The organism is Paenibacillus sp. FSL P2-0089, from assembly GCF_038595095.1.
Lineage (GTDB): Bacteria > Bacillota > Bacilli > Paenibacillales > Paenibacillaceae > Paenibacillus_AQ > Paenibacillus_AQ silagei.
Window position 1 is genome coordinate 416,924 of the sequence record NZ_CP152006.1, and the last position, 26,653, is coordinate 443,576.

Sequence of the window (26,653 nt, forward strand, 5' to 3'; positions counted from 1 at the left end):
CTTACTTATACTGGGTCTGCTTAAGGATTGCGGACAATCCAGCGCATATGAATTGCTCAGTGTCTTCAAGGAGCGGGATTACAGGTATCTTGTTCATATGACGAAGGGATCGCTGTATTACAACCTCCAGAAGCTAGCGGGCGAAGGCTTGGTCCGGCTGGTAGAGGTCGTTAGCGTGAACAACTATCCCGAGCAATACATCTATGAGATTACACCGCAGGGCGACGAGCATTTCAAAGCGCTGATGGCCAAGTACTCGCTGCAGACGGATGATATTACGTTAGCTTTTTATATGACGACGCTGTTCGCCCACCAGTATGATCCAGGGGAATTCAAGGCGGCTGTAGCCATACAGATAGAGCAGACACGGCGTAAGATTGCTGAGATCGACCATGCGCTGGAGGCCAAGCAAGACAAGATCTACGATACGGCAAAATCGATGATGAATAATGTCAGAGCACACCATGAATTGAACCTGAAGTGGTTTCAGGAACTCCTGGAACAGTAGTGCGACAGATTGCCGGATAAGATGAATTGGAAAATTGGTTATAGAGATCCTGCTCCCTTTTGTTTGCTGAATACAGCAGATACAAGGGAGTATTTTTTGTGCAAATAACCTGACATGAACAAGCGGTGATATGGGTAAATAAGAGGCTTAACTCGATAATTATGAGAAAATACCTTACATGGTCACACTTATTTCACAGCCTATGGGAAAACGGTACAGGGATAAAGGGATTTTTTGCAGAAATAAGTCGAAAAGACAGAGAAGATCCGGGATAGCCCCGGGTCTTTATACATGGAAGGTGGGAGGGTCTATGGCACTGGGAAAGAGTAAGAAGGTTAGGGAGAGGGGGCTTATCGGCTCACTCCGTAATATGGGGATTCGCGGCAAGCTGTTTTTGTCAGTGATTCTGTCTGTGGTGGTTATTTTCATGACGGTGTCTGTAGTGATCTACAGCAATGCCAAGCAGCTTATCGTGGACGGGCTGAAGAGCTCGCTGACGTATGAGAAAGGGGCGATCGGGGTGCAGGTCAATGACCTGCTGCAGCCTGCTGTAGACAGTGTGGCACTGCTCAATGCCAACGCCTACCTCCGTGACTTCATTCTGAGGGTGAAGGATGCTCAGACGCTGAAGACTACGGACGGGTACACGGAGCTGATCCAGACGCTGAACCTGATCAAGAACAACAATAAGAATTTGCTCAATGTATACATAGGTATGGATGCGGTGAACAAGGTGATTACCCAGGATGAATTCGAGCCTCCGGCAGACTACGTGCTGAAGGAGCGAAGCTGGTATTCCGCTGCGGCTGCGAACAAGCGTGTAACGATTACCAATCCTTATATTGATGCCGGGTCAGGCAAAATGGTCGTCAGTGTCAGCACCCCGCTGCTTGATGCTTCAGGCAAGCTGATCGGCGTGGCGAGTGCAGATATTTCGATTGAGCAGATTACAGCTGCGCTGGGCGCTTTTAATTATAAAGGCAGCGGCTATGCCGTGCTGATTGATGAGACGGGAACCTTCATCTATCATCCCAATCCGGATCATATTCTGCTGAAGAAGATGGCTGACCTGGGCGGATCGTGGAAGACTGTCGGCGATAAAATGCTGCAGTGGGGCTCAAATGTCATCCGGGCGGACATAGACGGCGAGCCCAGCTATGTATCCTATTCACCGGCTGTGGCTAACCAGTGGTCAGTCGCGCTGATCGTACCACAGAAGCATGCGGAGCTTGAGCTGAAGCGCTTCGAGCTGATTTTCTTCCTCTCCATTATGGTTTCGATTGCGGTGCTGTCTGTCCTGCTGTATCTGGTCTCGGGCAGTATCCTGAAGCAGTTTCCGCTCCTCACGGCTGCGTTCGGGCAGGCGAAGGCGGGGGACCTGTCGGTAAGGGCAAGGGTAACCGCAGGAGGCGAGATCGGGGTGCTGGCTGAGGGCTTCAACGATATGATCGCCTCGCAGCAGTCGCTGATTCAGGAGATCCTGCACAGCTCGCAGAGTATCTCGGGCGCGGTGGAGAATACAGAGCAGAACGTATTCGTGCTGGATGGCAGCATCACCGATATCTCGGGGGTTACGGAGGAGCTGTCGGCAGGCTTGCAGCAGACCGCCGCCTCGATGGAGGAGATGAATGCCAGCACGACCCAGATCGAGGCTGCGATCCACGGGATTGCCCGCAAAGCTCAGGAGGGGGCGGAAGCCGCCGGAGAAATTAACGTACGGGCGGAGCGGCTGAAGGAGAGGGCCTGGGAATCCCGCACACAGGCGGATACCGTGTACGGGCTTAGCGAAGAGAAGCTGCGCACGGCCATCGAACAGTCGGGATCAATCTCGCAGATCAGCGCGCTTACGGGCGCCATTCTGGAGATTGCCGCCCAGACCAACCTGTTATCGCTGAATGCTTCCATTGAGGCGGCAAGGGCCGGGGAAGCGGGCCGGGGGTTCGCTGTAGTGGCAGAGGAGATCCGTAAGCTGGCCGACAACTCGCGTGAGACGGTGACTGAGATCCAGGGAGTGACAGGGGCGGTAGTCCAGGCGGTGTCCAATCTGGTGGAGGCTGCGGAGAGTATGCTTGGCTTCATGGACAGCCAGGTGAAGAAGGACTACGATGCCATGCAAGAGACCGGAGAGCGGTACAGTGAGGATGCCAGGTATATCGAGGAGCTGGTGACGGACTTCAGCGCCACCTCGGAAGAGCTGCTGGCTTCCATCCAGAGCATGCTTACTGCGATCAGCGAGACGGGTAGTGCGACGAATGAGGGGGCAGAAGGAGCGGGAGCCATTGCTGCCGGAGCGGAGCAGATCATCGGGCGGTCCGGCAGCATCGTAGCGGAGATGGAGGAGATCAAGCTCAGCTCGGCGCAGCTGCTGAGTGCGGTGTCGAGGTTTAAGGTATAGAAGTAGTGTAGGCGGTCCTGCCGATGGATGACAGGGCCGTTTTGTGTTTGTCGGATGAAGGGGGGATAGGGGAGAAAAGGGGAGATAGAGGATAGAGGATGGGGGATAAGAATAGTTCTCTGTTTACGATAGGAGAAGGAGTTAGAAGTGGAAGGGAAGGGAAGGGGAAAAATCCCATTAAATGCGCCAGAAGTAGGCCGTGTGAGCAACTTAAGGGGAAAAATCCCATTATATACGCCAGAAGTGGGCTGTGTGAGCAAATTAAAAGGAAAAATCCCATTGAATGCGCAGTAACTAGGCTGTGCAGCCGTAGGCTTACACCGCAAGTCTACTCAACTCCAGTGTGACTCCTTCGGCTAGGTAATCTGTCTATTGTGCAGCTTGATGTAGTTAATGAGATAGAGTGGGTGTGCGGATGAAGGCGCTGACATACATCATATAGAGTGTGATTCCACTCTCAGTGGATGCTATATTGTGTGGAGAGGACAAGGGTTGAAAAAAAGTCCTTGGAAGAGTATGTTACAAGAAGCGAAACGATAAGAAAGAGACAGTGAGGCGGGGAAAACATGAGAGAAGGCGAAAACCGGATCGTAGGAATGGAAGATATTGTACGCGCACACCATGTGCTGCGGGAGGTTATCGTCCGTACGCCGCTCCAGCTGGATGCGGTATTGTCGGCCAAATACGGCTGTAATGTGTACTTGAAACGTGAGGATCTGCAGATTGTACGCTCCTTCAAAATCCGGGGAGCCTATAATATGATTCGCAGTCTGTCTGACGAAGACAGAGCCAAGGGCATCGTCTGCGCCAGCGCGGGAAATCATGCCCAGGGCGTGGCTTATTCCTGCAAGGCACTAGGCATCAAAGGCAAGATATTCATGCCGAGCACTACCCCTAATCAGAAGATTAAGCAGGTCCGGCGCTTCGGCGGCGAATTCGTTGAGGTGATTCTGAAGGGGGATACCTTCGATGATGCTTATGATGAAGCGCTGCAGGCTTGCATTGACTATAGCATGACCCTGATTCACCCGTTCGATGAGCCGCGTATTATTGCCGGCAACGGAACCATTGCCATGGAGGTGATGGAGAATCTGGACAAGCCAGCGGACTTCGTGTTCGTCACCATCGGCGGCGGCGGGCTGGCAGCCGGTGTAGCCACCTATATCAAGACGGTGAGTCCGGCAACCAAGGTTATTGGTGTGGAGCCCAGCGGCGCGGCTTCGATGAGTGAGGCCATGCAGAGCGGTGAGGTCATCACCCTGAAGGAGATCAACAAATTCGTGGACGGCGCGGCGGTGAAGCGTGTCGGCGGCCTGACCTTCGATATCTGCTCGAAGCTGCTGGATGATGTGGTGAAGGTGCCGGAGGGCAAGGCGTGTACCACTATTCTGGAGCTGTATAACGAGAACGCCATTGTGGTGGAGCCTGCCGGTTCCCTCCCCATTGCTGCACTGGACATGTACCGTGATCAGATCCGCGGCAAAAGTGTGGTCTGCATCGTCAGCGGCGGCAACAACGATATTGACCGGATGCAGGAGATCAAGGAGCGTTCCCTGATCTATGAGGGTCTTAAGCATTACTTCATGGTCAACTTCCCGCAGCGTGCGGGTGCCCTGCGCGAGTTCCTGACCGAGGTGGTCGGACCGGATGATGATATTACCCGGTTCGAGTACACGAAGAAGAATGAGAAGGAGAACGGCCCGGCCCTGGTCGGCATTGAACTGATGTCTACCGATGCCTACGCCCCGCTGATTGAGCGGATGAAGCAGAAGGGCGTCGATTATGTGGAGATTAACAAGGATGTTAATCTGTTCAGTATGCTGATCTGATTTGATTTGATCCAATAAGAAGCAGCCCCGTCCGGCGTGATTGCGGACGGGGCTGCTTTCTTGTTGTTTAGGAAATGTTGTGGATAAGTGGCGCGCAGGCGTGTGGCCCGAATGTATGCGAAAAACAGCATACATTGTGCTCACATGCAGACGTGTGACCCCAATGTATGCGGAAAACAGCATACATTTGCTGGCGCGCAGGCGCATGGCTCGAATGTATGCGGAAAACAGCATACATTTGCTGGTGCGCAGGCGCATGGACTGAATGTATGTGGAAAACAGCATACAATTTGCTGGCACGCAGGTAATCTCATTTACCCGCAGGGTGATTTTGTTCAAATATAAGAAATTATATGTTTCACACGATAACCTATCCTTCTATTTCTCGCTGAAACGGGTGCCGTCCCTGAACAGACGGCAAAGCCGTTTCCACTTGTTGTATGGTATTTAATTGAACCCCCTACGGCTGAGGCACCTCAGTCTTCAGATACTGCTCCGCCGCGTCGTCCAGCAGGTAGCCGTTACTCTTCATCAGCTTCATGAAGCCGTCAAGCTTCTGCAGGAAAGCACTGGTAGTGCTGTTCTTGGCCAGGATGCTGGTGTAGGCCTTCTGCGCCTCCAGATCCATCTCCAGATTATCGTAATGGAAGAGCGGGGTGTTATTCTGGCCGTAGAAGGTGTTCACAGCATACTGGTTATACAGCTTCTTGACGGCCTGTACCCGGTTGGATGTGGGATAGGTCTGGATGAATTGCTCCTGGGTCAGCGCACGGTCGGCTACCTCGCCCCAAGCAATGATCAGCCCGTTATCCTTGGAAGAAGGCAGATCTGATTCAGCCGCCATAATGGAAATATAACTGCTGATATCCTCCGTTACATAAGGCTTGTATTTGCGGTAAGCCGCATAATCAATCACTGGGTAAAAGCTGCCCTCGGCGGTATCCAGCTTGTATCCGCTCTCTCCCGCATTTTGCAGCAGGGCGCGCAAAGCGGCGTTATCGGTACTCTCAGCCAGCTTCTCCATGCTGACTCCCCCTCTGTAGACGGTGAGGAGCTTCCGCTGGACCTCGCTGCTGCTGAATTTCTTCTCCCAGGAGGGCAGCAGCGCCTTATGCAGGTTCTCCAGCTTCAGCGTCAATACAGTCGCCTGATAAGGAGTGACTGCATACAGCTTCGTCTTCATATAGGCAATGGTACCCGGCAGGTTACCGCTGGACAGCAGCGGCAGCGCGCCCTTATAGACCGCTTCTGCATGGCTGGCAGTCTTAGCGCTTGCAGCTGCACCGGAAGTGCCTGTCCGGCTGCTTCCGCTGCCTTCGGCACCGGCCGGGACGGCTGCGCCTGCCTGAAGCCCTATGAGCAGGGCGATTGCGGCGGATAGAACGGCATGCTTTTTCATTCGAGTCTCCTCCTGTGTGGAATGGATGTGGGTTACAGGCTCTAAGATGGGAAGAATATGAATTTCAGCCCCAGCCCTCCGGCAGCGGCCAGCGCCAGACTGACCCAGGGCGAGACCGGAATCACCGGGAACAGATTATCGAGGAATATGCCGGCGAATACCGCAATCACAGCAATTCCGATGTAGATGCCCAGGGCCTTAATGTCGAAGGTCTTGGGCTTCGGACTGTCATCCTCCGACAGGGAGGCCATCCATTTCATAATCAGATCAACCAGCAGGATGGAGCCTGCGCCGACGACGATCAGCGTGAACAGGCTGAGCTGGCCGAAGAGTTCGTGCGGACCGCCGCTCCACTGTGTAATCAGGCCGGCAATGCCCATCGTCCCGAACAGCAGGGTCAGAGCGGACCAGGAGATCATCATAGAGTTCTTCAGCCGGCTGCGCGGTGTGCGCGGCGGGACACTGTCCATCACGTCCTTGAAATAATCACCGGGCTTCTCGCCAAAAATCTGCTTGGCATTCTTGCCCTTGGCTTGTCCCTTCAGCAGCAGCTCAGCCGCCTCCAGCAGCAGCTCCTCTGCACGTACAGCATCTACTGAACTGGCGCGCATCGCCAGAATCATATCTTCGTAATAAGAGCGGTTAGATGGCGTCATCTGCTCCCGCAGCAGGTTGTTCTGCTTAATCATAGCTTTGACTTTCATAGTGTGGACCTATACCTCCAGCATTGAGTGATCAGGATACCTTCAACCTAGAGTATACGTTTGTGCACCAGCCGTGTGCAAGGACAACGTTCGTTCACGAAGGTCTGAATAATCCTTTTGGAAGAGTAAACACTGAAGAGGTGGTGGCTTCACCAACTATAGCTAGAGGGAAGGCAGGGAGCGTTATGGAACAGGAGAACAAGCAGGAACCCGGCAAGGCTGTGAACGACGGCACCGCGCCTGTACCGACTAATGATGTGGGGGACTGGGGCAATTCTGACGGCTTCAGCCTATGGGATGCTGCGGGGCAGGGCCAGGAGAACGGGCTCGGGGATTGGGAAGGCCGGCAGGAGACACACGACATGTTTCACGACAGCTATGACTGAGTGATGCCTAAGCGGGTATGGGCCTCTTTTGCTCCTGCGGGAGTGGAAGGGGCCTTTTCTCCGGTAGGGCTGACGTAAGCTGCGGGCTTCATGCATATTGACAACAAATTAGCACAGATATTATAATAGAGATATTAATCATACTAAGTTAATCGGAATTATTATAATTTAAAATAAATCAGCCATTCAGGGGAGGACGCCGCAATGGAACGGAATATCATCATCCGGCATAACGGAGAGGAACTGACAGCGAGCATACATTATCCGGCCGCAGACCGGGCAGGGACAGGACGATGCAAGAACCGGGTGCCGCTTGCGGTGATCTGTCACGGCTTCGTGGGCAGCCGGATCGGTGTCGACCGGATCTTCGTCAAGGCAGCCCGTGAGCTGGCGCAGGATGGTTATATGGTAATCCGCTTCGATTATGCGGGCTGCGGGGAGAGCAGCGGTGATTACGGCAGTGAGGATATGGAGTCGATGATCGGGCAGACCCGGGCGGTGCTGGATTACGGCATCAGCTCGGCCGATGTGGACCCGCAGCGTGTAACGCTGATCGGACACAGTCTGGGCGGTGCGGTGGCGCTGCTGACCGGTGTCCGTGACCGGCGGGTGAAGAACCTTGTACTGTGGTCAGCTGTCGGTTATCCCTTCAATGATATCGTCAAGATTGTCGGCAGGGATGCCTTCGACCGGTCGGTGAAGAGCGGTTCAGCAGATTACGCCGGCTATTCGTTCACTCCGGTATACTTCAATTCCCTGGCTGCCTTCCAGCCGTTCCAGGAAGCCGGGAAGTTCAGCGGCGATGTGCTGGTCATCCACGGAACCTCCGATGATGTGATTCCTGTAGATTATGCGTTCCTCTACCAGAAGCTGTTCTGGACCCGGCCGGAAGGACGGTGCGACAAGGAGATTATTTTCCAGGGCGATCATACCTTCTCTTCGGGTCCGGCGCAGGAGCAGGTGCTGAAGCGTACCCGGGATTGGATGAACCAGCAGGAGCATCTGCAGGAGGAATGGCAGAACTGGATGATATAGGAGCGGTAACGGCACTCGCAATGGCTGGGAATTAGCTGTAAAATAAAGGGGAAGACCATACCGGAAATGGAGGCTCTTACCCTATGAAATTACCGGCCTTTTTCATTGCGCATGGCTCCCCGCTGCTGGTACTTGAGGATAACGACTATACGCGTTTCTTGCAGCGGCTGGGTTCGGATCTGGGGAAGCCCCGGGGCATTGTGATCTTCTCAGCTCATTGGGATAGTCCCGAGCAGCTGATCACAGTGGACGCACAGCATGAAACGCAGCATGATTTCTACGGGTTCCCGGAAGAGATGTATCAGCTGAGTTATCCTGCTCCAGGTGATCCCGCACTCAGCCGCCGTATTTCGGAACTGTTTAAGGATAGTAATCTGCCCCATCAGCCCGTGCTGGGCCGTGGGCTGGATCATGGTGCCTGGGTCATCCTGAGGACCATGTTCCCGCAGGCGGATATTCCGGTCGTGGCCTTATCCGTGGATTCGCTCCGCTCGCCTGAGGAGCAGTACAACATCGGACGGATGCTTGCTCCGCTGCGTGAGGAAGGTGTCCTCCTGATCGGCAGCGGCGGTCTGGTGCATAACCTCAGGCTGCTGAAGCAGAAGGATCAGCCGGAGCAATGGGCGCTTGACTTCGACGGGTGGATTGCAGAGCGGCTTGCGGCCTGGGATCTTCCCTCCCTGTATGCGTATGAGAAGCAAGCTCCGCATGTGAGGGAGGCCGTACCAACCTACGGCAAGGAACATTTCATCCCGCTCTTCTACGTAATGGGTGCAGCCGATGAAGGCAGAGCGGCACAGTTAATGATTCAGGCCTACCAATACGGTACGCTCAGCCTGAACTGCTGGATGTTTGATTAATATAGGAATGAATAGAGGGTACAGCTGCTATAAGGGCTGTACTCTTTTTGTGCTGCCGTTTCCACTTGACTCAAGACAAACTCTGCCAGCTATGATTAAATAAAGGAAGCGAGTTTCATAGAAGAGAATCGAGAGAAGCAAGCTGTAACTTACGATTAGGAGGAACAACGTGTCTATATCGATGAACCGTTATGTATCCCGTCCTGTATCTGCTCTGGTCCTTGCCGCCGTGCTGCTCTCTGCCTGTGGGGAAGAGCAGGCAACGCCTGAGCCCGTGCGGGTGGTAGCGCCTACGGCGCAGCCGCAGCCGACCGAAGTTCCGCAGCCTTCGCCGACAGCAACTCCAGCCCCGGCAATAGCGGTCTCCGTCTTAACAGGCCTGCCGATTGAGGAGGAGAGCCTGCCCCGGCCGCTCGCGGTCATGATCAATAATGCCCCGGCGGCCCGCCCGCAGTCGGGGATCAGCGAGGCGGATATTCTGTACGAGGTGCTGGCCGAAGGCGGAATTACCCGGCTGATCGGTATCTTTCAGAGTCATGCCGGGGTGGTGAAAATTGGGCCGATCCGCAGTATCCGCCCTTACCTGCTGGATATCGGCGAGAGCTATGGCGGCATAACGGTGCATGCCGGAGGCAGTCCGGATGCCTATGCCATTCTGCAACGGCAGAAGAAGGCGGATATGGACGAAATCGGACGTGCGGGGGCCTACTTCTGGCGGGACAAGGAACGCAAGGCCCCGCATAACCTGTACAGCAATGCCGCCAAGCTGCGGGAGGGGGCAGCGAAGCTGGGCTATGCGGAGAGCGTGAAGGTACCCGGTTTTCTTTTCCATGATCCGGAGTATATTCCTGTGGAGGGCACCCCAGCGCTTGCGCTGGGTGTGAACTTCCTGCTGAAGAGCTACAATGTCGGGTACCATTATAACGCAGAGCAGCGCACATACGCCCGCTGGGTGAATGGCAAGCCGCATCTCGATCTGAATAATAACCGTCCGGTGGAAGCGGCAAACATCATCGTGATGGGTTCGGACCATAAGGTGCTGGACGATGTCGGCCGGCTGCAGGTGGATACGGAGCTGGGGGGAGAAGCGGTGTTGTTACAGCGCGGCGTAGCGATGAACGGCAAGTGGTCGCGCAGTCCCGGAGACGTCATCCGGTTCGTGAAGAAGGACGGCAAGGAGGCGCTGATGTTCCCGGGGATTACCCATATTCTGATCGTTCCGAACAGTCCTTCGTTCAGTAGTCATCTCGAATACCCGCAGGCGCCTGCATCCCCCTAATTCCGGCTGGAGATTGAATGTTCGGATGATTATTTTCGTAAGTTGCAGGGAATTGTTATTATAGTGTAAAAAAGTTCGGTTTTTTGTCTTCTATCCCTTCTGTCGATATGATAAGATAACAAGGGTTGTCATTCATTTTCATGCATTTACATTTGGATGGCTGCATTTTTTTACGGCAATTTCATGTAAAGGGGTATAAAGCTAATGAGGCTCAGAAAAAAGGATATATTCTTTGAGACGCTGGAAAACATGGCTGACACCATTGTTCAGGCGGCGGATTATTTCGCTCAGAATATCTCAACTCTCCAGGGCAATGTGGAGAATTTCGCCGGGGAGATGAAGAAATACGAATCCCAGTGCGATACCTACACACACACTGTCATCAAGGAATTGAACAAGACGTTCATTACGCCGCTGGAACGGGACGACATCATGGATCTGATCACAAGCATGGACGATGTCATTGATGGGCTGGAGGCTTCTGCCTCGCGTTTCTATATGTATAACCTGCTGGATGCGGATGAGTATATTGTTCAGTTCGCAGAGATTCTCCGCCAGAGTGCATACGAGATCCAGAAGGCGGTTCATTTGCTCTCCCAGAAGAAGCTGCTGGCGATCCGCGAATACACCATCCGTCTGAATGATCTGGAGAACCAGGGCGACGAAGTCCTGCGTATCTGCACCAAGGCCCTGTTCGAGACTGTGAAGGACCCGATTGAGCTGATTAAGCGCAAAGAATTGTATGAGCGGCTCGAGACCACCACGGATAAATGTGAAGACGTAGCCAACATGCTGGAATCGATCATCATGCGTAACTCATAAGGGGCCTCAAATATGGATACATCTATATATGTACTAGCTTTTGTTATCTTTCTTGCGCTGGCGTTCGACTTCATCAACGGCTTCCATGATACTGCCAATGCGATTGCTACCTCTGTCTCAACCCGTGCGCTGAAGCCGCGTACAGCCATCATGCTGGCCGCTTCGATGAACTTTATCGGCGCCTTGATGTTCACCGGCGTGGCGAAGAAGATCGGGGGCAGCATTACCGATCCGACCCTGCTGGACAACGGGATAGACATTGTCACAGCGACGCTCATTGCGGCAATTATCTGGAATCTTGTGACCTGGTGGCTGGGTATTCCTTCGTCCTCCTCCCATGCGCTTATCGGTGCGTTAGCCGGGGCGGTGTATGTCGGGGCAGGTACAGAGCATATCAAATGGAGCGGGTTCATTGAGATCGTAGAGGGGCTGATTTTCTCCCCGCTGATCGCTTTTGTAATCGGGTATATCGTGATGACGATTCTGAAGTGGATCTTCGCAAAGAAGAGTCCGCATACGGTCAACAAGGGCTTCCGTTCGATGCAGATCGTGACGGCCGCACTGCAATCCTTCACCCATGGTACGAATGACGCGCAGAAGGCGATGGGGATCATTACCTTTGCCCTCGTCACCTCGGGACGGCTGGATACGATGGAGGTTCCGCTCTGGGTTAAGATTGCAGCGGCTACATCCATGGCACTCGGAACGTCGATCGGCGGCTGGAAGATTATTAAGACGATGGGCACGAAGATTTTCAAAATCGAGCCGATCAACGGCTTCGCGGCGGATATTTCGGCGGCCTCTGTTATTTTCACGGCTACGCTGCTGCATCTGCCGGTAAGTACAACCCACGCGATCACCTCATCGATTCTGGGTGTAGGTTCAGCCAAGCGCTTCTCCGCTGTCAAATGGGGAGTGGCCGGACGGATCGTGGTCACCTGGTTCATTACGATTCCGATCAGTGCTGTGCTGGCGGGAGTGATCTTCAAGCTCTTCTTCTAGGACTGAACAGAATAGATTGCCTGGACAAGATGTCACAGAAGCCATGGATGGCTTTAGGACATCTTTTTTTGCGTTCAGCGCTAAACCTCGGCCTAAGCGGAGGTTATTTGGTTTTTCAAGAGAGGAATGTCACAAAAGGCTACACGAAACTGATAAAAAATGTTAATAGGCATAAAAAGAAAATGAAATACATCACATAAATAAAAGAAAATAACATATGAGAAATGAATTTTGCGTAGTATTATGTAGGATTTGGTAGTCTCTGAAGTAAGGTTTGTTTTAAGTGTTACCATTGCTGACAAACACCCGAATAGACAAAGGAGGCCTAGCCATTGATCGACTTTCATCAGGTAGACAAACATTACGGACAATTCCATGTACTGAAGGGCATTGATCTGCATGTTCAGGAAGGGGAAGTCGTTGTTGTAGTCGGTCCTTCCGGCTCCGGCAAGAGCACGATGCTGCGCTGCATTAACCGTCTGGAGACGATCACGAGCGGCGGATTAACCGTGGACGGTATAACTGTAAACGAACGCAAGACAGATATCAATACCCTGCGCAAAGAGATCGGAATGGTCTTCCAGCACTTCAACCTGTACCCGCACAAAAAAGTCATAGATAATATCACGCTGGCCCCGGTCAAGGTGCTGGGCTTAAGCAAAGCGGAAGCGGAGAAGACCGCCATGTATTATCTGGAGAAGGTCGGCATTGCCGACAAGGCAGAGTCCTATCCTTCCCAGCTATCCGGTGGACAGCAGCAGCGGGTGGCGATTGCCCGGGGGCTGGCGATGAAGCCGAAGATTATGCTGTTCGACGAGCCGACCTCGGCGTTGGACCCGGAGATGGTCGGAGAGGTGCTGGATGTCATGCGCGCCCTGGCCCGCGAGGGCATGACGATGGTCGTTGTGACCCATGAGATGGGCTTCGCCCGCGAGGTGGCGGACCGGGTCATCTTCATGGATCAGGGGCAGATCGTGGAAGAGGCGGAGCCGGAAGCCTTCTTCGCCAGCCCGAAGGAAGAGCGGACGCGTACTTTTCTCAGCCGTGTATTAAGCCACTAAACTAAATATATAGGAATCCGGGGAGGAAACGAAATGAAAATGTCCAAGAGCTTCAAGGTGTTAAGTGTGCTGATGATTGCGGCCATGCTGGTCATTGCCGGGTGCGGCAACAACAAGGGCAAGAACGACAATGCGGCAGGCGGCAACGCTGCCGGAGGAGCAGCCGCTGACTCTGCGGCCATTGCCAAGATCAAGGAGCGCGGCAAGCTGCTCGTCGGCGTGAAGTTCGATACCCGCCTGTTCGGCCTGAAGGACCCGGCCTCCGGCAATGTGGAAGGCTTCGACATCGATATCTCCAAGGCCATTGCTAAGAAAATTCTCGGTGATGAGAATGCCATCGAGCTGAAGGAGGTCACCTCCAAGACACGTATTCCGATGCTGAATAACGGCGAGATCGATATGGTGGTGGCAACCATGACCATTACGGAGGACCGCAAGAAGGAAGTCGATTTCTCCGACGTCTATTTCCAGGCCGGCCAGTCTCTGCTGGTGAAGAAGGGCAGCCCGATTACAGGCCTTGAGAGCGTTACGAAGGATACGAAGATCCTCGGCTCCAAGGGGGCAACCTCGATCAAGAATATCAAAGAGAAGGTGCCGGGCGTAACCGTGCTCGAATTCGATAACTATCAGGATGCCTTCAGTGCACTTAAGGCGGGACAGGGCGATGCGCTCACTACCGATGATGCAATTCTGTACGGAATGGCCTCACAGGACCCCGGCTTCGAGGTGGTAGGGAAGCCATTTACCGATGAGCCATACGGCATTGCGGTCCAGAAAGGCAACGCGGATGTAGTTAAGGCGATTAATGATACACTGGCTGAACTGAAGGCGAATGGGGAGTATGATGCCATCTATACGAAGTGGATTGGTAAAGCTCCGGCTAAATAAGCCTGTTCCAAGCAAGAGCTTGCTTCCCTCAAGGTAAGAACGCATAAACGGGTTTCACACGAAATTCTCGTAGAAACGGTACCGCCTTTTCCAAGGAGGGCAACGCCGTTTCTACTTGTTTGTAGGAATGGCGGTCATGCCGGGCAGGAACGAACTCATCTACAGGTAAAGGCAGGTGAACATTGATGGATTTCTCAATATTAACGAGATACTTCGGACTGTATATGGAAGGCTTCTACGGTACGCTGCTGTCCAGTGTGCTGGCCCTGATCGGCAGCTTCCTGATCGGCGCGGTCGTTGCCGTCTTCCGCATGACTTCAGTCAAGGGTCTGCGCTGGTTCGGCGCGGTGTATGTGGAGTTCATCCGCAACATCCCGCTGCTGCTGGTTGTGTATATTTTCTATTACGGGCCTTCCGCCCTGGGCTTCACACTGGACGGCTTCAAGGCAGGAACCATTGGACTCGCCGTATATACCTCGGCCTTCATCGCCGAAGCGATCCGTGCCGGAATTATGGCCGTGCCCAAGGGACAGATGGAGGCGGCACGTTCCTCCGGTCTCAGCTACATACAGACCATGCTGCATATCATTCTGCCGCAGGCGATCAAGCTGGTGATCCCGCCGCTTGGCAACCAGTTCATTAACCTGATTAAGAACTCCTCAGTATTGACGCTGGTGGCCGGTCTTGATCTGATGTACTTCGCCGACGGGATCTCTACTGAGACTTACCGTACCTTCGACACCTACATTTTCGTAGCGGTATTCTATCTGGTGCTTACGCTTCCGCTCAGCTACGGCGTGCGGATCTGGGAGCGACGGCTGCAGCGCAAATATTAAGAAGCATCATAAAAGGACATCTGAAGCTAAAGGAGGGATATTATGGATTTCATAGGGGCATACTCTGCCGATAATCTGAAGTTTCTGCTGGACGGATTGTATGTGACGCTGATCGTTGCTTTTGTATCGATCTTCCTGAGCTTTATCATCGGCTGTATGATTGGCGTCATCCGCTATTCGGAGGTACCGGTGCTGTCTCCGGTCATGTTCTACCTGGTGGAGCTGATCCGTAATCTGCCGCTGCTGCTGATCATCTTCTTCATCCGCTTCGCCTTGCCGGAGGTCGGGATCAAGCTCGGACTGATTACTGCAGCCATTGCAGCATTAACCATCTTCGAAGCGGCGATGATTGCCGAGATTGTCCGCGGCGGCTTAATGTCGATTGACAAGGGACAGATTGAGGCGGCGCGTTCCTCCGGTCTCAGCAGTGTACAGACCTTATGGCATATCGTGCTTCCTCAGGGGCTGCGGCGGATGGTTCCGCCACTGGTGAGCCAGTTCATCTCCCTGCTGAAGGATACATCACTCGCCGTTGTGATATCTTTGCCGGAGCTGATGCATAATGCCAATATTGTCATCGGCCACAGCTATAGCTATGCCATCCCTACGCTGGCGCTGGTTGCCCTGATTTATTTTGTCGTCAATTACCTGCTGTCGCTGCTGTCCAGAAGGCTTGAGCACAGAGCGGTATAACCGGAGTGGAATGAGGATTAAGCCATATTCAATCCAGTTCGGCTATGATACTATAGTTGTCAACCTCTCTAGGCAGGAGCAGTGGCGATGGGACAATCGATTCTGAGAATGAAGGCGGTACAGATTCTGCTGGTGGCCGCCGTTACTGCGGTAGCCGGGGAATTCAAGATCAACCCGTTTGACGGAGATATCTTCCGGATTGCCATGGGCAGCAGCGCCTTTCTCCTCTTCCTGCTGTTAATGAGGCAGCTGCCGTATATCCGCACAGGCTGTGCTGCCGGGGTGGTTGTGCTGCTGTTCCGGACTGCCATGGATATGGTGGAGGGAAGCGGACTGACGGTAGAGCATAGCCTTAGCAGCCACTTCTCGGCAATGATCTATTACATGGTGTTCGGCGCACTGATGCGTGTCATCAAGAGCCGGATCGATACGTTTCATCCGCTGGTGCTGGGCGCGGTTGCCGCGCTGATCGATCTCCTGTCGAATGAAATGGAGCTGCTGACCCGGCTGATCGTACTGGATTCGGCTACCTTCCGGCTGAACGAGTGGACGTATCTAATGGCGATTGCCGTCCTGCGTACGTATTTCACCACCGGGGTATATAGCAGTATCTCTGTCAGCCAGCTGCGTATCCGGGAGCGGGAGCAGCAGGAGCGGACCCAGCAGATGCTCGGATTCGGCTCCGGCCTGTACGGGGAAGTGTTCTATCTGAAGAAGTCTATAGGCACCCTGGAGCAGGTAACGCTGAACAGCTTCGAGCTGTACAGCAAGCTGAAGGACGGGGAAGGCACAGGGCGTTACAGCCGGCAGGTGCTGGATATCACCCAGCAGCTCCATGAGGTGAAGAAGGATTCGCAGCGGATTCTGGCAGGGCTGGTGAAGCTGGTGGAGCGTGAGGTGAACGGGGACATGCCGTTATCGGACATTCTGAGGTTCGCGGTTAAGAGCAATGCCAAATATGCAGAAATGCTAGGTAAAGAGATCAAATTCCATATTCACATCACCTCCGATTACACAACCGACAGCTACATTCCTCTATTGACCCTGCTTAACAATCTTACCGCCAATGCGGTGGAAGTCATCCAAGGGACAGGCAGCATCCATCTGAACGCTTATGAGCAGGACGGCATGACGATTCTGACAGTGAACGATAGCGGGACAGGCATCGGGAAGCGTGACCTCGATCTGCTGTTCGAGCCGGGCTTCACCACGAAATTCGATGAAGAGGGCATCGCTGCCACAGGGATCGGGCTCTCTCATGTACGGGATATTGTGAATATGTTCGAGGGAAGCATTACGGTTCAGCCGGTATCGCATACCGGTGGGGCCATGTTCCAGATTACAGTGCCGAGCATTAAGCTGCGGAAGGAGGAATAGAGGATGCCGCTATCATTCTGTATTGTAGATGACGACGCGTCGGCGAGAAGAATGCTGCAGCATATTATTGAGGACAGCGGGCTTGGTGAGGTGACGGGTACTGCTGAGAGCGGACAGGAGGGGATAGCCCTGATCCTGAGCGAGACCCCGGACATTGTGCTGATGGATCTGCTGATGCCGGACCAGGACGGGATTGAGACCATCCTCTCTCTTCAGGCACAGGGCTGCCGCTCCAAATTCGTAATGATCTCGCAGATTGAGAACGGGGACATGGTGAGCCGCGCCTACAAGAGCGGAATTGAATTCTTCATCCGCAAGCCGATCAACAAGATTGAAGTCGAATCTGTACTATATAAAGTGAATGAACGTTACGCCATGGGCCGTTATCTGGATGAGATCAAGCTGACGCTGGGTAAGCTGGAGGGTCTGCAGTTCGGACTGCCGCAGCTGCCGCCTGGCAAGCGTACCGTCAAGGAGATTGTCCAGCCAATTCTGATGAATATGGGCATGATCTCGGAGAATGGCAGCCGTGATATTATCACGATCATGGAGCTGGCGGTAGCCGAAGGGAACAGCGGAAGTCTTCCGTCCCTCAAGGAGCTGTACGAGCGGACTGCTGCCAAATACAGACCGGTGCCTGCGGAAGCAGCCAAAGAGGTCAAGGCCATCGAACAGCGTCTGCGCCGCGCACTGGCGGCAGGTCTGACAAGTCTCGCGTCCATTGGTCTGACGGATTACGGGAATCCGAAGTTCGAGCATTATGCGCCGCTGTATTTCGACTTCGAAGAGGTGCGCCTGAAGATGAAGGAGATTGAACAGGGCAGAGATAGCGGCAAGGTGAAGGTGAACATTAAGAAGTTCCTGCAGGTGCTGCATCTGGAGGTGCTGGAGGGCTTGGGCCGATAAGCTATATATATTGGAAAATCGGACCGGGCCGTTCGCCGTAAATGGCGCCGTCAACTATAAAGACAAGACCAAGAAACCTCCGGAGCGCTGGTCAGCGGGCTGGCGGTTATTTTTTTGCACAGACATGCTGTACAATAAGAGGAAGCAACTAGAACAGCGCGGCTCTGCTGCGGATTGCCTACATAGGGCGGAGGACTTATATTATGATACGAACACTTGCCGTAACGCATACGGGCGAGATACTGACCGATCTGCTGCTTCAGGATATTGTCCTGGATGATTATGCCTGGATTTGGGCGGATTTCGCTATGCCGACGGAGGAAGAAACCTTGAGGCTGGACACATATTTTCATTTTCACCCGCTGGCGATTGAAGACTGTATGCATGTCTTGCAGCGGCCGAAGCTGGATTATTACGAGGATGTGCAGTTCTTCGTGCTGCATTCGCTGAATGAGCGGACATTGGAGGCCGAAGAGATCGACCTGTTCCTCAGCCCGAAATTTCTCGTCTCCTACCATCATCAGGACAAGCCGGAGATGGAGGAAGCGTGGCAGATGGTCAAAGCTGAGATTCATAGCCGCAAGGGCTGGTCGGGCGGGCCGATGGCTGCTGCTTACACAGTGATGGACAAGCTGGTCGACAGGTATTTTCCGTCCCTGTATACGTTGGAGGATGAACTCGCGGATCTGGAGAGCCAGGGCGGCAACGAATCGGTGGAAGAACTGATGAGCCAGGTCTTCAATGTGCGCGGAAGATTGTTGAAGCTGCGGCGGACGATTGTGCCGATGCGTGATCTGATGTACCGGATCGTCAATTCGCAGCATGTGCAGAGTAACGGCGAGGAGCGGGTCTACTTCGGCGATATTTACGATCATCTGCTGAAGCTGACTGACATGATTGAAGTTGACCGGGAAATGACCGCCGACCTGCGTGACAGCTATATCTCGCTCAACTCCAACCGGATGAACTCCATCATGAAGACACTCACAGTGATTACCACGGTATTCATGCCGCTGACGCTGATCGCCGGAATCTATGGAATGAACTTCAGGGTGATGCCGGAGCTGGAATGGAAATACAGCTATTTCGCAGTGCTGCTGCTTATGCTGGTGCTGGGGATCGGGATGTTCGGCTGGTTCCGGCGGAGCGGCTGGTTTAAGTAACAGAACAAGCGTGTTAAACGCCGCCGCTTAGGAACGGCGGCGCTTAACGGAGGAAGGCCCGCCGGATTTACGCTTCTTGGAGGTGGTATTGCGGCGCTTCGCGGCGGGGCGTCTTTTTTTGCGCCGTTTGGGGCTATAGAGGGCTGCATCCTCTGCGGCGGCGAGCTCTCCCGCTCCGCTTCCCTTGCCTTTGCCGAACCCGCCCATCATAAGCTTCACCATCGGAGCCATCTGTGAGAAGCCCTGCATCACCTTCTGCACCTTGCCCATGGTGTTGACGATTCCGTCAATCCCGCCCATCCGGTCAACGATGCCCTTGATCTGTTCCATATTCGCCAGACTTCCGAGATTGCCGAGTCCGCCAAGCAGGCCTCCGGCCTTCGCGGTAGAGGCTTCTGCAGCAGGGAGTGCGAGTGCCGTATCGGTGACTTCAGCGCCGTAAGCAGGCAGCAGCTCAGGTTCTCCGGGAAGCGGGGCAGGTGTATAAGCAGATAGTCCCGGGTAAGGTGACGGATTGTAAGGTTCAGCCAGTGAACGGCCTTGCTGGCGGGAATGATTATAGTAATGCTGAGGCATAGGATCACATTCCTTCGTTAGTGGTTTGCTATACTGTATGTCATGGGCGAACAGACGGTATAGACGAATGCCCGGGTAACCGGGATACCAGCGGAAAAGGGCAGATGCCTATAGAGCGGCAGGCGGAAGTGAAGAAACCGTGTCCATGCTTGATTTCGCACGGTTTTGTAGTACTATGAGTAAGGCGGTCTAACCTGGGAGCCGGAAGTAGAGACGGGTTAACCCTGGTTATGGTGTGCGCCTGGGGTGGACGTTTGTCCATCGATTTCACTCTTTACAGCGTGAAACCGTTAATGCTTGAAAAATGTGCTCCAGTACAATATAGTAGAGGCAAGATAGTCACATTAAGTTAATGTTTAGGGGATGATAGGGCGATGCAGCTAAAGAAGCTAAACGATAAAAGTATCGATCAATTATTTGAGGCTATTTTAACATTGAAAAATATGGAAGAATGTTATGTATTCTTTGATGATCTGTGCACAGTGAACGAAATTCAATCGCTCTCACAGCGCCTTGAGGTTGCGCGGATGCTGGGCAAGGGGTCTACATATAATCAGATCGAAGCCGAGACGGGGGCCAGTACGGCCACAATTTCCCGTGTGAAGCGCTGCCTGAACTACGGCAATGACGGTTATAAGCTTACGCTGGAACGTCTGGGCCGATAATTTATGGTTCCGGGTGTATTGTTAATCAGTCACGGCTCCCGTGATCAGGCCTGGGTGTCGATGGTAGATGAGGCAGTGAGCCATCTCACGCTCCGGGAGGAGCTGCCGGTGGCAGTGGCTTTCCTTGAGCTGGTAGAAGGACGATTGATACAAGATGGAATTGATAAGCTGGAACATGCAGGGGTCACAGATATTATTGTGATCCCCTTGTTTGTGTCTTCCGGCAGTACGCATGTCGATGAGATAGAGTATGCGCTGGGCGCTAAGCCGGTTCCTGAGCGGGAGACCGACCTTGCGCCGTTCAGGGTTGCCGCGAAGGTTCATTACGGATATCCGGTCGATGACGATCCCGATATTGCACAGATGCTGTGGGATAAGCTCCGGGAACTGTCGCAGCATCCCGGGCGGGAGATGGTGCTGCTGGTCGGACACGGCAGCAGGCATGACGGCTTCCGGCAGCGCTGGGAGCAGGGTATCTCTTCACTTGCCGCGCGGTTACGGGAGATAAGCGGGCTGGCTGCAGCTGATTACGGGCTGTTGAACCCGGACAGTGTAAGAAGCCGGGTGGAGCATTGGCAGGAGCAGGGCTATGATGTGCTGGTGGCTCCGCTTTTTTTGAGTGAGGGGTACTTCACCAAAGTGGTTATTCCGCAGCGGCTGGAGGGGCTTGATTATGCCTACTCCGGCCAGACGCTGCTGCCGCATCCGCTGCTGCCGCGCTGGATTCAGCGGCAGGTGGAAGCAGCGCTCCAGCGTCTTGAGGGTCAGCGTTAATTCGTAAGCGGGTAATGTAGCTGGCCCCTGACATTGCTTGTGGGGTACAGAATTGGGTATAATCAGTAAAGTTATCCATTATATAAACAGGTGGCGTTCCGGTAATGAAAACTGCGAGATTGATTTATAATCCCACTTCTGGTCGGGAAGAAATGAAAAGACGACTCGCCGATATTCTAGACCGGCTGGATATGGGCGGTATCGAAGCTACCTGCCATGCAACAACGGGAGAGGGCGATGCTACTGCGGCTGCAGCCCAAGCTGTGGAACGCGGCACTTATGATCTGATCATAGCTGCCGGAGGCGACGGTACGCTTAATGAAGTGATTAACGGGATGGCGGAGAAGCCGAACCTTCCCCCGCTCGGCATATTGCCGCTGGGAACGACGAATGATTTCGCGCGGGCCATGGGCATTCCGAAGAATTGGGAGGAAGCCTGCGACCTGATTCTGCGTCAGGAAGCGCGCCTGATCGATCTCGGCAAAGCCAATGACCGTTACTTCATTAATATAGCAGGCGGCGGACAACTGACGGAGCTGACCTATGAGGTCCCGAGCAAGCTGAAGACCATGATGGGTCAGCTTGCCTATTACCTGAAGGGGATCGAGAAGATGGCCAGCCTTGCTCCGCAAGAGCTGTACATCCGCGCGAACGGCCAGGAGATGATCCATGACGAGTTCATGCTCTTCCTGATCGCCAATACGAATTCGGTCGGCGGCTTCGAGAAGCTGGCTCCGGGTGCGCGCATCGATGACGGCTTGCTCGATGTTATTGCCGTTAAGAAATGCAACCTGGCCGAGTTCATCCGGCTGGTGCGTCTAACCATTCGCGGAGATCACCTGAATGACAAGAAGGTTATCCATTTCCGCACTGATGCCATGGAGGTAACCTCTCCCGGCTACGTACAGCTGAACCTGGACGGCGAGCTGGGCGGCACCTTGCCGGGCAACTTCAGCATCCTGCCGCAGCATCTGCGGATTTTTGCGCAGAATAGTTAGGTTGCTGTGGCGGGAATGGAACGCGCAGAATCGCTAGAAGTTCGAAGCCTTTGCGCTAACGGACTGGGCAGCTCTTATTTCGCCCAAAATTGCACTTTACGCATGCTAACGGACTCCAGCGCCTTTAGTTGCCCACTTTGGCCTCTAAAATGCCTATGGGAGAGGAGATAAGCGCTGTACGGTCCGTTAGCACGGCTGAAATATAAGTTTTATGGTAATTAACGTCCGTACGGTCCGTAAGGAAGAGGAGTGTGTTCTGTCAGTACCCTAATGATTAATGAGATGAATAGTGAAGAACATGAAAGAAGTGAACCTATACACATGAGTAAACACCGTAGCGGACGCAGCGCAAGCCGCCGGGAACAAAGGCCGGCCGCTGTGGCCGGATTGCCAGTGAACAAGAATGAGGAGGTCCTGCTCGATATCATCGGCATGACCCATGAAGGGGAAGGGGTAGGCCGCGTCGAAGGCTTTACCCTTTTTGTGCAGGGCGCACTCCCCGGTGAGAAGGTCCGGGCCAGAGTGCTGAAGACCAAGAAGCAGTATGGCTACGCCAAGCTGCTGGAGCTGGTGCAGGCCAGCCCCGACCGCATCGCGCCACCCTGTCCTATCTATGATCAATGCGGCGGCTGCCAGCTGCAGCATATGGACTACACCGCGCAGCTCGCATGGAAGCGGCAGCTGGTGGTGGACAACCTGCAGCGGATCGGAAAGCTGGAAGTGGCTGGTGTGCCAAGTAGAGGAGTAGTTGGCGGTAGCGTTGATACGGATGTTGCAAATGCAGGGGCAGAGCTTGCGGCGGTTGAAGGTGGTAGTGCGGGCGATGCAAGTTACCTGGCTGAAGGCATCCGCGTGCTGCCTACGCTCGGCATGGACGAGCCCTGGCGCTACCGCAACAAGGCACAGGTGCCTATCGGGGTAACCGACGGCGGTCTGGTCGGCGGCTTCTACGCACGCGGCAGTCACCGGATCATCGACATGGAGACTTGTCTGATCCAGCATGAGGACAACGACAAGGTCGTTGCCACCGTCAAGAGCCTCGGCCGTGAGCTGGGCATCACCGCCTATGACGAAGAGACCGGCCGTGGACTGCTCCGCCATGTAGTGGTGAAGAAGGCGTTCCGCACCGGTCAGATGATGCTGGTGCTGGTCACGAACGGCCGGGATATCCCGCATCTGGACGCTTGGCTCGGCAGTATCCGCGAGCAGCTTCCGGCAGTGGTCAGCATCTGCCATAACATCAACACCCAGCGCACCAATGTTATCTTCGGCAATGATACCCGCGTATTGTGGGGCAGCGAGGTCATTTACGACTACATTGGCGAGGTGCAGTTCGCGATCTCGGCACGGTCCTTTTACCAGGTGAACCCGGCGCAGACCGAGGTGCTTTATGGCAGAACTCTGGAATACGCTGCCCTCACCGGCAAAGAGACTGTGATTGATGCGTATTGCGGCATCGGCACCATCTCGTTATTCCTGGCCCAGCATGCGGATCAGGTGTATGGTGTAGAAATCGTGCCCGAAGCCATCGAGGACGCCCGCGCCAACGCGAAGCTGAACGGCATGAACAACGTGAAGTTCGAAGTCGGCGCTTCGGAGGATGTCATCCCGGCCTGGAAAGAGCAGGGCATCACCCCGGACGTCATCGTCGTCGATCCCCCGCGCAAGGGCTGCGACCCGCGCCTGCTGGAGACCATCCTGCTGATGCAGCCGGAGCGTGTCGTGTACGTGTCGTGCAACCCATCCACCCTGGCCCGCGACCTGCGGGTGCTGGAGGACGGGGGCTACCGGACGGTGGAGGTTACGCCGGTGGATATGTTCCCGCATACGGTGCATGTGGAGTCGGTGGCGGTGCTGGAGCTGAAGTAGGTGATAATTCGACATAAAAGAAAGCAAGAAGGCGCTCGGGAATTACTTCCCGCAGCGTCTTTATTTTTGCGCTTTTGCTTGCTATTCTGTGATGATGTTGTTCAGCAGCCTCTCTTTTCTGTATAAAGCTGCTGCAGAAATCTGCCCTTAATGTGGGATTACCCGCCTTATCCGGATACGCCTATCAAACTATAATCAGGTTGTAAGCGAATACAGAAGGGATATATAGTATTTTCTAAAAAAGATGAAAGAGGTGTTTATTTATGTTAAGGAAGTTAAAGTTATTAAGTGCATTATTAATTTTTTGTATGGCCAATCTGTTACCTGTCTTTCCTTTGACAGCAAGCGCGGCGGGTACAATTGTAAGCTATCCATTACCGTTGATCTATAACACGACCAGTCAATACACGGTAACAGCAGACTCTACGAATATACCGGTAATCGACACTTCGGCGGTATTTGTAAACTATAATTATTGTAATTTCTCTTTTTCAGGCACGACTACAATCACAATAACAGCAAGCGAGCCCATCAATACCTATAATATTTCTCCCAAAGCTTTGGGAATCACGGCTACAAAGAGCGGAAATACACTTACCTTTACACTTTCATCACCAACCTATCTTATCGTTAAAATTAATAACCTGAAGGATCTGGTTATCGCGGCAGATGCTCTTGAAACCAATGTTCCGGCGTCATCCGGTACAGGGATATACAATGTTAAAACCGGGTACGGTGCTGACAGTACCGGTGCCACTTTGGCTACACCTGCCATACAGAATGCCATCAATGCGGCTAACGCAGCAGGCGGCGGTATCGTATACGTTCCAGCCGGCGTGTACAAGAGCGGTAACATTGTTCTAAAAAGCAATGTTTCGGTTTATCTGGAGGGTGGCTCTGTGATAAGGGGTTCAGGAAATCCAAGCGATTACACCACCCATTTTCATAAGAATTCTCTGAATAAGGATGGGACCTGGTTTATTTATACCGAAACCAATGCCAACAATATTAAGATATACGGCAGGGGAACGATTGACGGTAATGGCCATTATATGAGAAATACAAACAATTATCTGAACAATATTCTTGTACCCTTGCAGTGCAGCAACTTCACGGTTGACGGCATAACCATAAGAGACAGCGGTGGCTGGGCTACAATCGTTACCAGATCCAATAACGTAACCTTCCAGAATACCAAGCACTTCAACAACAATGAACTTGATTATGAAAATGATGCAATAGACATCCAAGAGAGCCAGAATGTACTCATCAAGCACACTGTTGCAGTATCGGAGGATGACACCTACTCCTTTAAGACCTGGGATGTAGCAACTACGGATATAGCTGCCAACTGGCCTGGAACTCCTGAAAACCAGTCCAATGTAGTTGTGGATGATGCTTTGGCTTGGAGCAGATGCGGAGCATTCAAGGTTGGAGATGGAGTGAAACAGCTTCAGGATGGCATCGTGGTTAAAAACTCTTTTGTATACCGATGCTGGCGCGCTTTAGCGGTAGGTCATCTCTATGGGACTCCAGCAGCACAGAACATCGTATTTGATAATATAGATGTAGAAGGCTTCTGGCCAAGATCCGGTGTTCACTCCAGATGGTTTGATCTTTCGGCAAAAACCGGTCCGATCAAAAATGTGGTCTATAATAATATCAATTTACGCGCTCTGGGCGAAGTTTCAATAATGAAGGGTTGGAGTGACACTTCTACGGTCTCCGGAGTGACATTAAACAATGTTCGCGTCGGTGGAGTTGCGGTGAATAATTTGGCGGATTTGAAAATAACAGATACGAACAGCTATGCGGCAGAGCCAAAATTCAACACATTGAAATTTGAAGCGGAAGGCTATAACCTTAGTTCAGGTGTTATATCCTATGAGTCAAGCACTGACGGCGGGCTGGATGTTGGCGGAGGAAGTAATGGCGACTATATCGCATTTAAAAACGTAGACTTTGGCAGTACAGCTAAAACAAGTATTGATCTGAAGGTTGCATCTGCTAACTCCGGCGGAAGAATCGAATTCCACTTGGACAGCCCTACAGGCACTATGCTGGGTTATTGGACAGCAGAAAGCACCGGCGGATGGCAGTCATGGTCCCTCAAGAATATCCCGATTACTGCCGGGACAGCGGTAGGAACCCATACGGTATATGTTACTTTTGTGAAGTCAGATTCAACCACAGTTGCAAATTTAACCTGGTTCCAGTTCAAATAGAATGGACAAAGGGGTATATCAAATGATATACCTCTTTATTCTGCTAAAGGACGACCTCCCGTCAATTGGATCTCTAGAGGGCAGTAACGGACATATTTAAAATTGTTGACAATTGGTATATTTGCAATTTATACTAAACATATCCATTTACGGGTGTCATTCACCGTATTGAAGTAGAGCATTTTCAGCAGGGCTTTATCGCTTGGGAAAATGCTTTTTTCTGCTTTTCATTCCTGCACCGAGTCATATTCCGCCTCCAGCATTAATTGCAGCATCTCTGCAAACAACTCTTTTAGTGCGAATGCACATTGTCCATCGTTTTGAGATTATTCTCCTTCACACTCACTTTCACCTGTTCATTACTGAATATCACCATGTATGCTATCCTCTCTAATCAGCCTTT

At 53.0% G+C, this 26,653-nt stretch carries 24 protein-coding genes; 21 read left to right on the top strand and 3 right to left on the bottom strand.

What is annotated here, in order from left to right; all coding sequences use genetic code 11:
- Nucleotides 1-16 precede the first annotated feature (16 nt).
- From NST69_RS01730 to ilvA, 3 genes are all read left to right on the top strand, one after another.
- Entirely contained in the window at nt 17-508 is a 492-nt protein-coding gene (locus NST69_RS01730; RefSeq protein ID WP_342550055.1) for a PadR family transcriptional regulator, read from the top strand.
- 310 nt (nt 509-818) lie between these two features.
- Complete coding sequence (locus tag NST69_RS01735; protein ID WP_342548296.1) at nt 819-2,903, top strand: methyl-accepting chemotaxis protein; 2,085 nt, start codon at nt 819-821, stop codon at nt 2,901-2,903.
- Nucleotides 2,904-3,469: 566 nt separating this feature from the next.
- The gene (gene ilvA / locus NST69_RS01740; RefSeq protein WP_036693275.1) at nt 3,470-4,732 is read left to right on the top strand and encodes a threonine ammonia-lyase IlvA; all 1,263 of its coding nucleotides are present in this window, start codon (nt 3,470-3,472) and stop codon (nt 4,730-4,732) included.
- Between the two features lie 460 nt (nt 4,733-5,192).
- On the opposite strand, the gene NST69_RS01745 is transcribed toward ilvA, so the two are convergent.
- On the bottom strand, nt 5,193-6,131 hold the full coding sequence (locus NST69_RS01745) for a hypothetical protein (protein ID WP_342548297.1): 939 nt from the start codon (nt 6,129-6,131) through the stop codon (nt 5,193-5,195).
- Between the two features lie 41 nt (nt 6,132-6,172).
- Complete coding sequence (locus NST69_RS01750; protein ID WP_342548298.1) at nt 6,173-6,835, bottom strand: DUF1129 family protein; 663 nt, start codon at nt 6,833-6,835, stop codon at nt 6,173-6,175.
- 185 nt (nt 6,836-7,020) lie between these two features.
- On the opposite strand from NST69_RS01750, the gene NST69_RS01755 reads away from it, so the two are divergent.
- The 13 genes from NST69_RS01755 to corA all read left to right on the top strand — a co-directional run bounded on the left by NST69_RS01755 (nt 7,021) and on the right by corA (nt 19,143).
- Entirely contained in the window at nt 7,021-7,221 is a 201-nt protein-coding gene (locus tag NST69_RS01755; RefSeq protein ID WP_036730918.1) for a hypothetical protein, read from the top strand.
- A gap of 204 nt (nt 7,222-7,425) precedes the next feature.
- Nucleotides 7,426-8,256 carry an alpha/beta fold hydrolase gene (locus tag NST69_RS01760; protein WP_036730916.1) on the top strand — a complete coding sequence of 277 codons (831 nt, stop codon included), beginning with the start codon at nt 7,426-7,428 and terminating at the stop codon, nt 8,254-8,256.
- 83 nt (nt 8,257-8,339) lie between these two features.
- The gene (locus NST69_RS01765; RefSeq protein WP_036730914.1) at nt 8,340-9,116 is read left to right on the top strand and encodes a class III extradiol ring-cleavage dioxygenase; all 777 of its coding nucleotides are present in this window, start codon (nt 8,340-8,342) and stop codon (nt 9,114-9,116) included.
- Between the two features lie 169 nt (nt 9,117-9,285).
- Nucleotides 9,286-10,395 (top strand): DUF3048 domain-containing protein, encoded by a 1,110-nt coding sequence (locus tag NST69_RS01770; protein WP_342548299.1) that lies wholly within the window; start codon nt 9,286-9,288, stop codon nt 10,393-10,395.
- Between the two features lie 204 nt (nt 10,396-10,599).
- A complete protein-coding gene (locus tag NST69_RS01775; RefSeq protein ID WP_036730910.1) occupies nt 10,600-11,217 on the top strand; it encodes a DUF47 family protein in 618 nt (205 codons plus the stop codon).
- Nucleotides 11,218-11,229: 12 nt separating this feature from the next.
- Complete coding sequence (locus NST69_RS01780) at nt 11,230-12,219, top strand: inorganic phosphate transporter (protein WP_342548300.1); 990 nt, start codon at nt 11,230-11,232, stop codon at nt 12,217-12,219.
- A 332-nt stretch (nt 12,220-12,551) separates the two neighbouring features.
- Nucleotides 12,552-13,280: an amino acid ABC transporter ATP-binding protein gene (locus tag NST69_RS01785; RefSeq protein ID WP_036693252.1), complete on the top strand. Its 729-nt coding sequence runs from the start codon at nt 12,552-12,554 to the stop codon at nt 13,278-13,280.
- Between the two features lie 33 nt (nt 13,281-13,313).
- Complete coding sequence (locus NST69_RS01790; RefSeq protein WP_339312681.1) at nt 13,314-14,168, top strand: glutamate ABC transporter substrate-binding protein; 855 nt, start codon at nt 13,314-13,316, stop codon at nt 14,166-14,168.
- A gap of 185 nt (nt 14,169-14,353) precedes the next feature.
- The gene (locus NST69_RS01795) at nt 14,354-15,004 is read left to right on the top strand and encodes an amino acid ABC transporter permease (protein ID WP_143803770.1); all 651 of its coding nucleotides are present in this window, start codon (nt 14,354-14,356) and stop codon (nt 15,002-15,004) included.
- A gap of 42 nt (nt 15,005-15,046) precedes the next feature.
- A complete protein-coding gene (locus tag NST69_RS01800; protein WP_209875487.1) occupies nt 15,047-15,697 on the top strand; it encodes an amino acid ABC transporter permease in 651 nt (216 codons plus the stop codon).
- Nucleotides 15,698-15,784: 87 nt separating this feature from the next.
- Complete coding sequence (locus NST69_RS01805) at nt 15,785-17,074, top strand: ATP-binding protein (protein WP_342548301.1); 1,290 nt, start codon at nt 15,785-15,787, stop codon at nt 17,072-17,074.
- Nucleotides 17,075-17,077: 3 nt separating this feature from the next.
- A complete protein-coding gene (locus tag NST69_RS01810; protein ID WP_036730902.1) occupies nt 17,078-17,980 on the top strand; it encodes a response regulator in 903 nt (300 codons plus the stop codon).
- A 203-nt stretch (nt 17,981-18,183) separates the two neighbouring features.
- Nucleotides 18,184-19,143 carry a magnesium/cobalt transporter CorA gene (corA, locus tag NST69_RS01815; RefSeq protein WP_341182645.1) on the top strand — a complete coding sequence of 320 codons (960 nt, stop codon included), beginning with the start codon at nt 18,184-18,186 and terminating at the stop codon, nt 19,141-19,143.
- 27 nt (nt 19,144-19,170) lie between these two features.
- Here corA and NST69_RS01820 read toward each other — a convergent pair whose 3' ends face one another.
- Nucleotides 19,171-19,719 carry a hypothetical protein gene (locus NST69_RS01820; protein ID WP_036730899.1) on the bottom strand — a complete coding sequence of 183 codons (549 nt, stop codon included), beginning with the start codon at nt 19,717-19,719 and terminating at the stop codon, nt 19,171-19,173.
- Nucleotides 19,720-20,093: 374 nt separating this feature from the next.
- On the opposite strand from NST69_RS01820, the gene NST69_RS01825 reads away from it, so the two are divergent.
- From NST69_RS01825 to NST69_RS01845, 5 genes are all read left to right on the top strand, one after another.
- Nucleotides 20,094-20,384: a YerC/YecD family TrpR-related protein gene (locus NST69_RS01825; protein ID WP_019913624.1), complete on the top strand. Its 291-nt coding sequence runs from the start codon at nt 20,094-20,096 to the stop codon at nt 20,382-20,384.
- 3 nt (nt 20,385-20,387) lie between these two features.
- Entirely contained in the window at nt 20,388-21,158 is a 771-nt protein-coding gene (locus NST69_RS01830; protein WP_342548302.1) for a CbiX/SirB N-terminal domain-containing protein, read from the top strand.
- 104 nt (nt 21,159-21,262) lie between these two features.
- Complete coding sequence (locus NST69_RS01835; RefSeq protein ID WP_036730895.1) at nt 21,263-22,156, top strand: diacylglycerol kinase; 894 nt, start codon at nt 21,263-21,265, stop codon at nt 22,154-22,156.
- Between the two features lie 321 nt (nt 22,157-22,477).
- Nucleotides 22,478-24,025 (top strand): 23S rRNA (uracil(1939)-C(5))-methyltransferase RlmD, encoded by a 1,548-nt coding sequence (gene rlmD / locus NST69_RS01840; protein WP_342548303.1) that lies wholly within the window; start codon nt 22,478-22,480, stop codon nt 24,023-24,025.
- 263 nt (nt 24,026-24,288) lie between these two features.
- Nucleotides 24,289-26,250 carry a carbohydrate-binding protein gene (locus NST69_RS01845; protein ID WP_342548304.1) on the top strand — a complete coding sequence of 654 codons (1,962 nt, stop codon included), beginning with the start codon at nt 24,289-24,291 and terminating at the stop codon, nt 26,248-26,250.
- Nucleotides 26,251-26,653 lie beyond the last annotated feature (403 nt).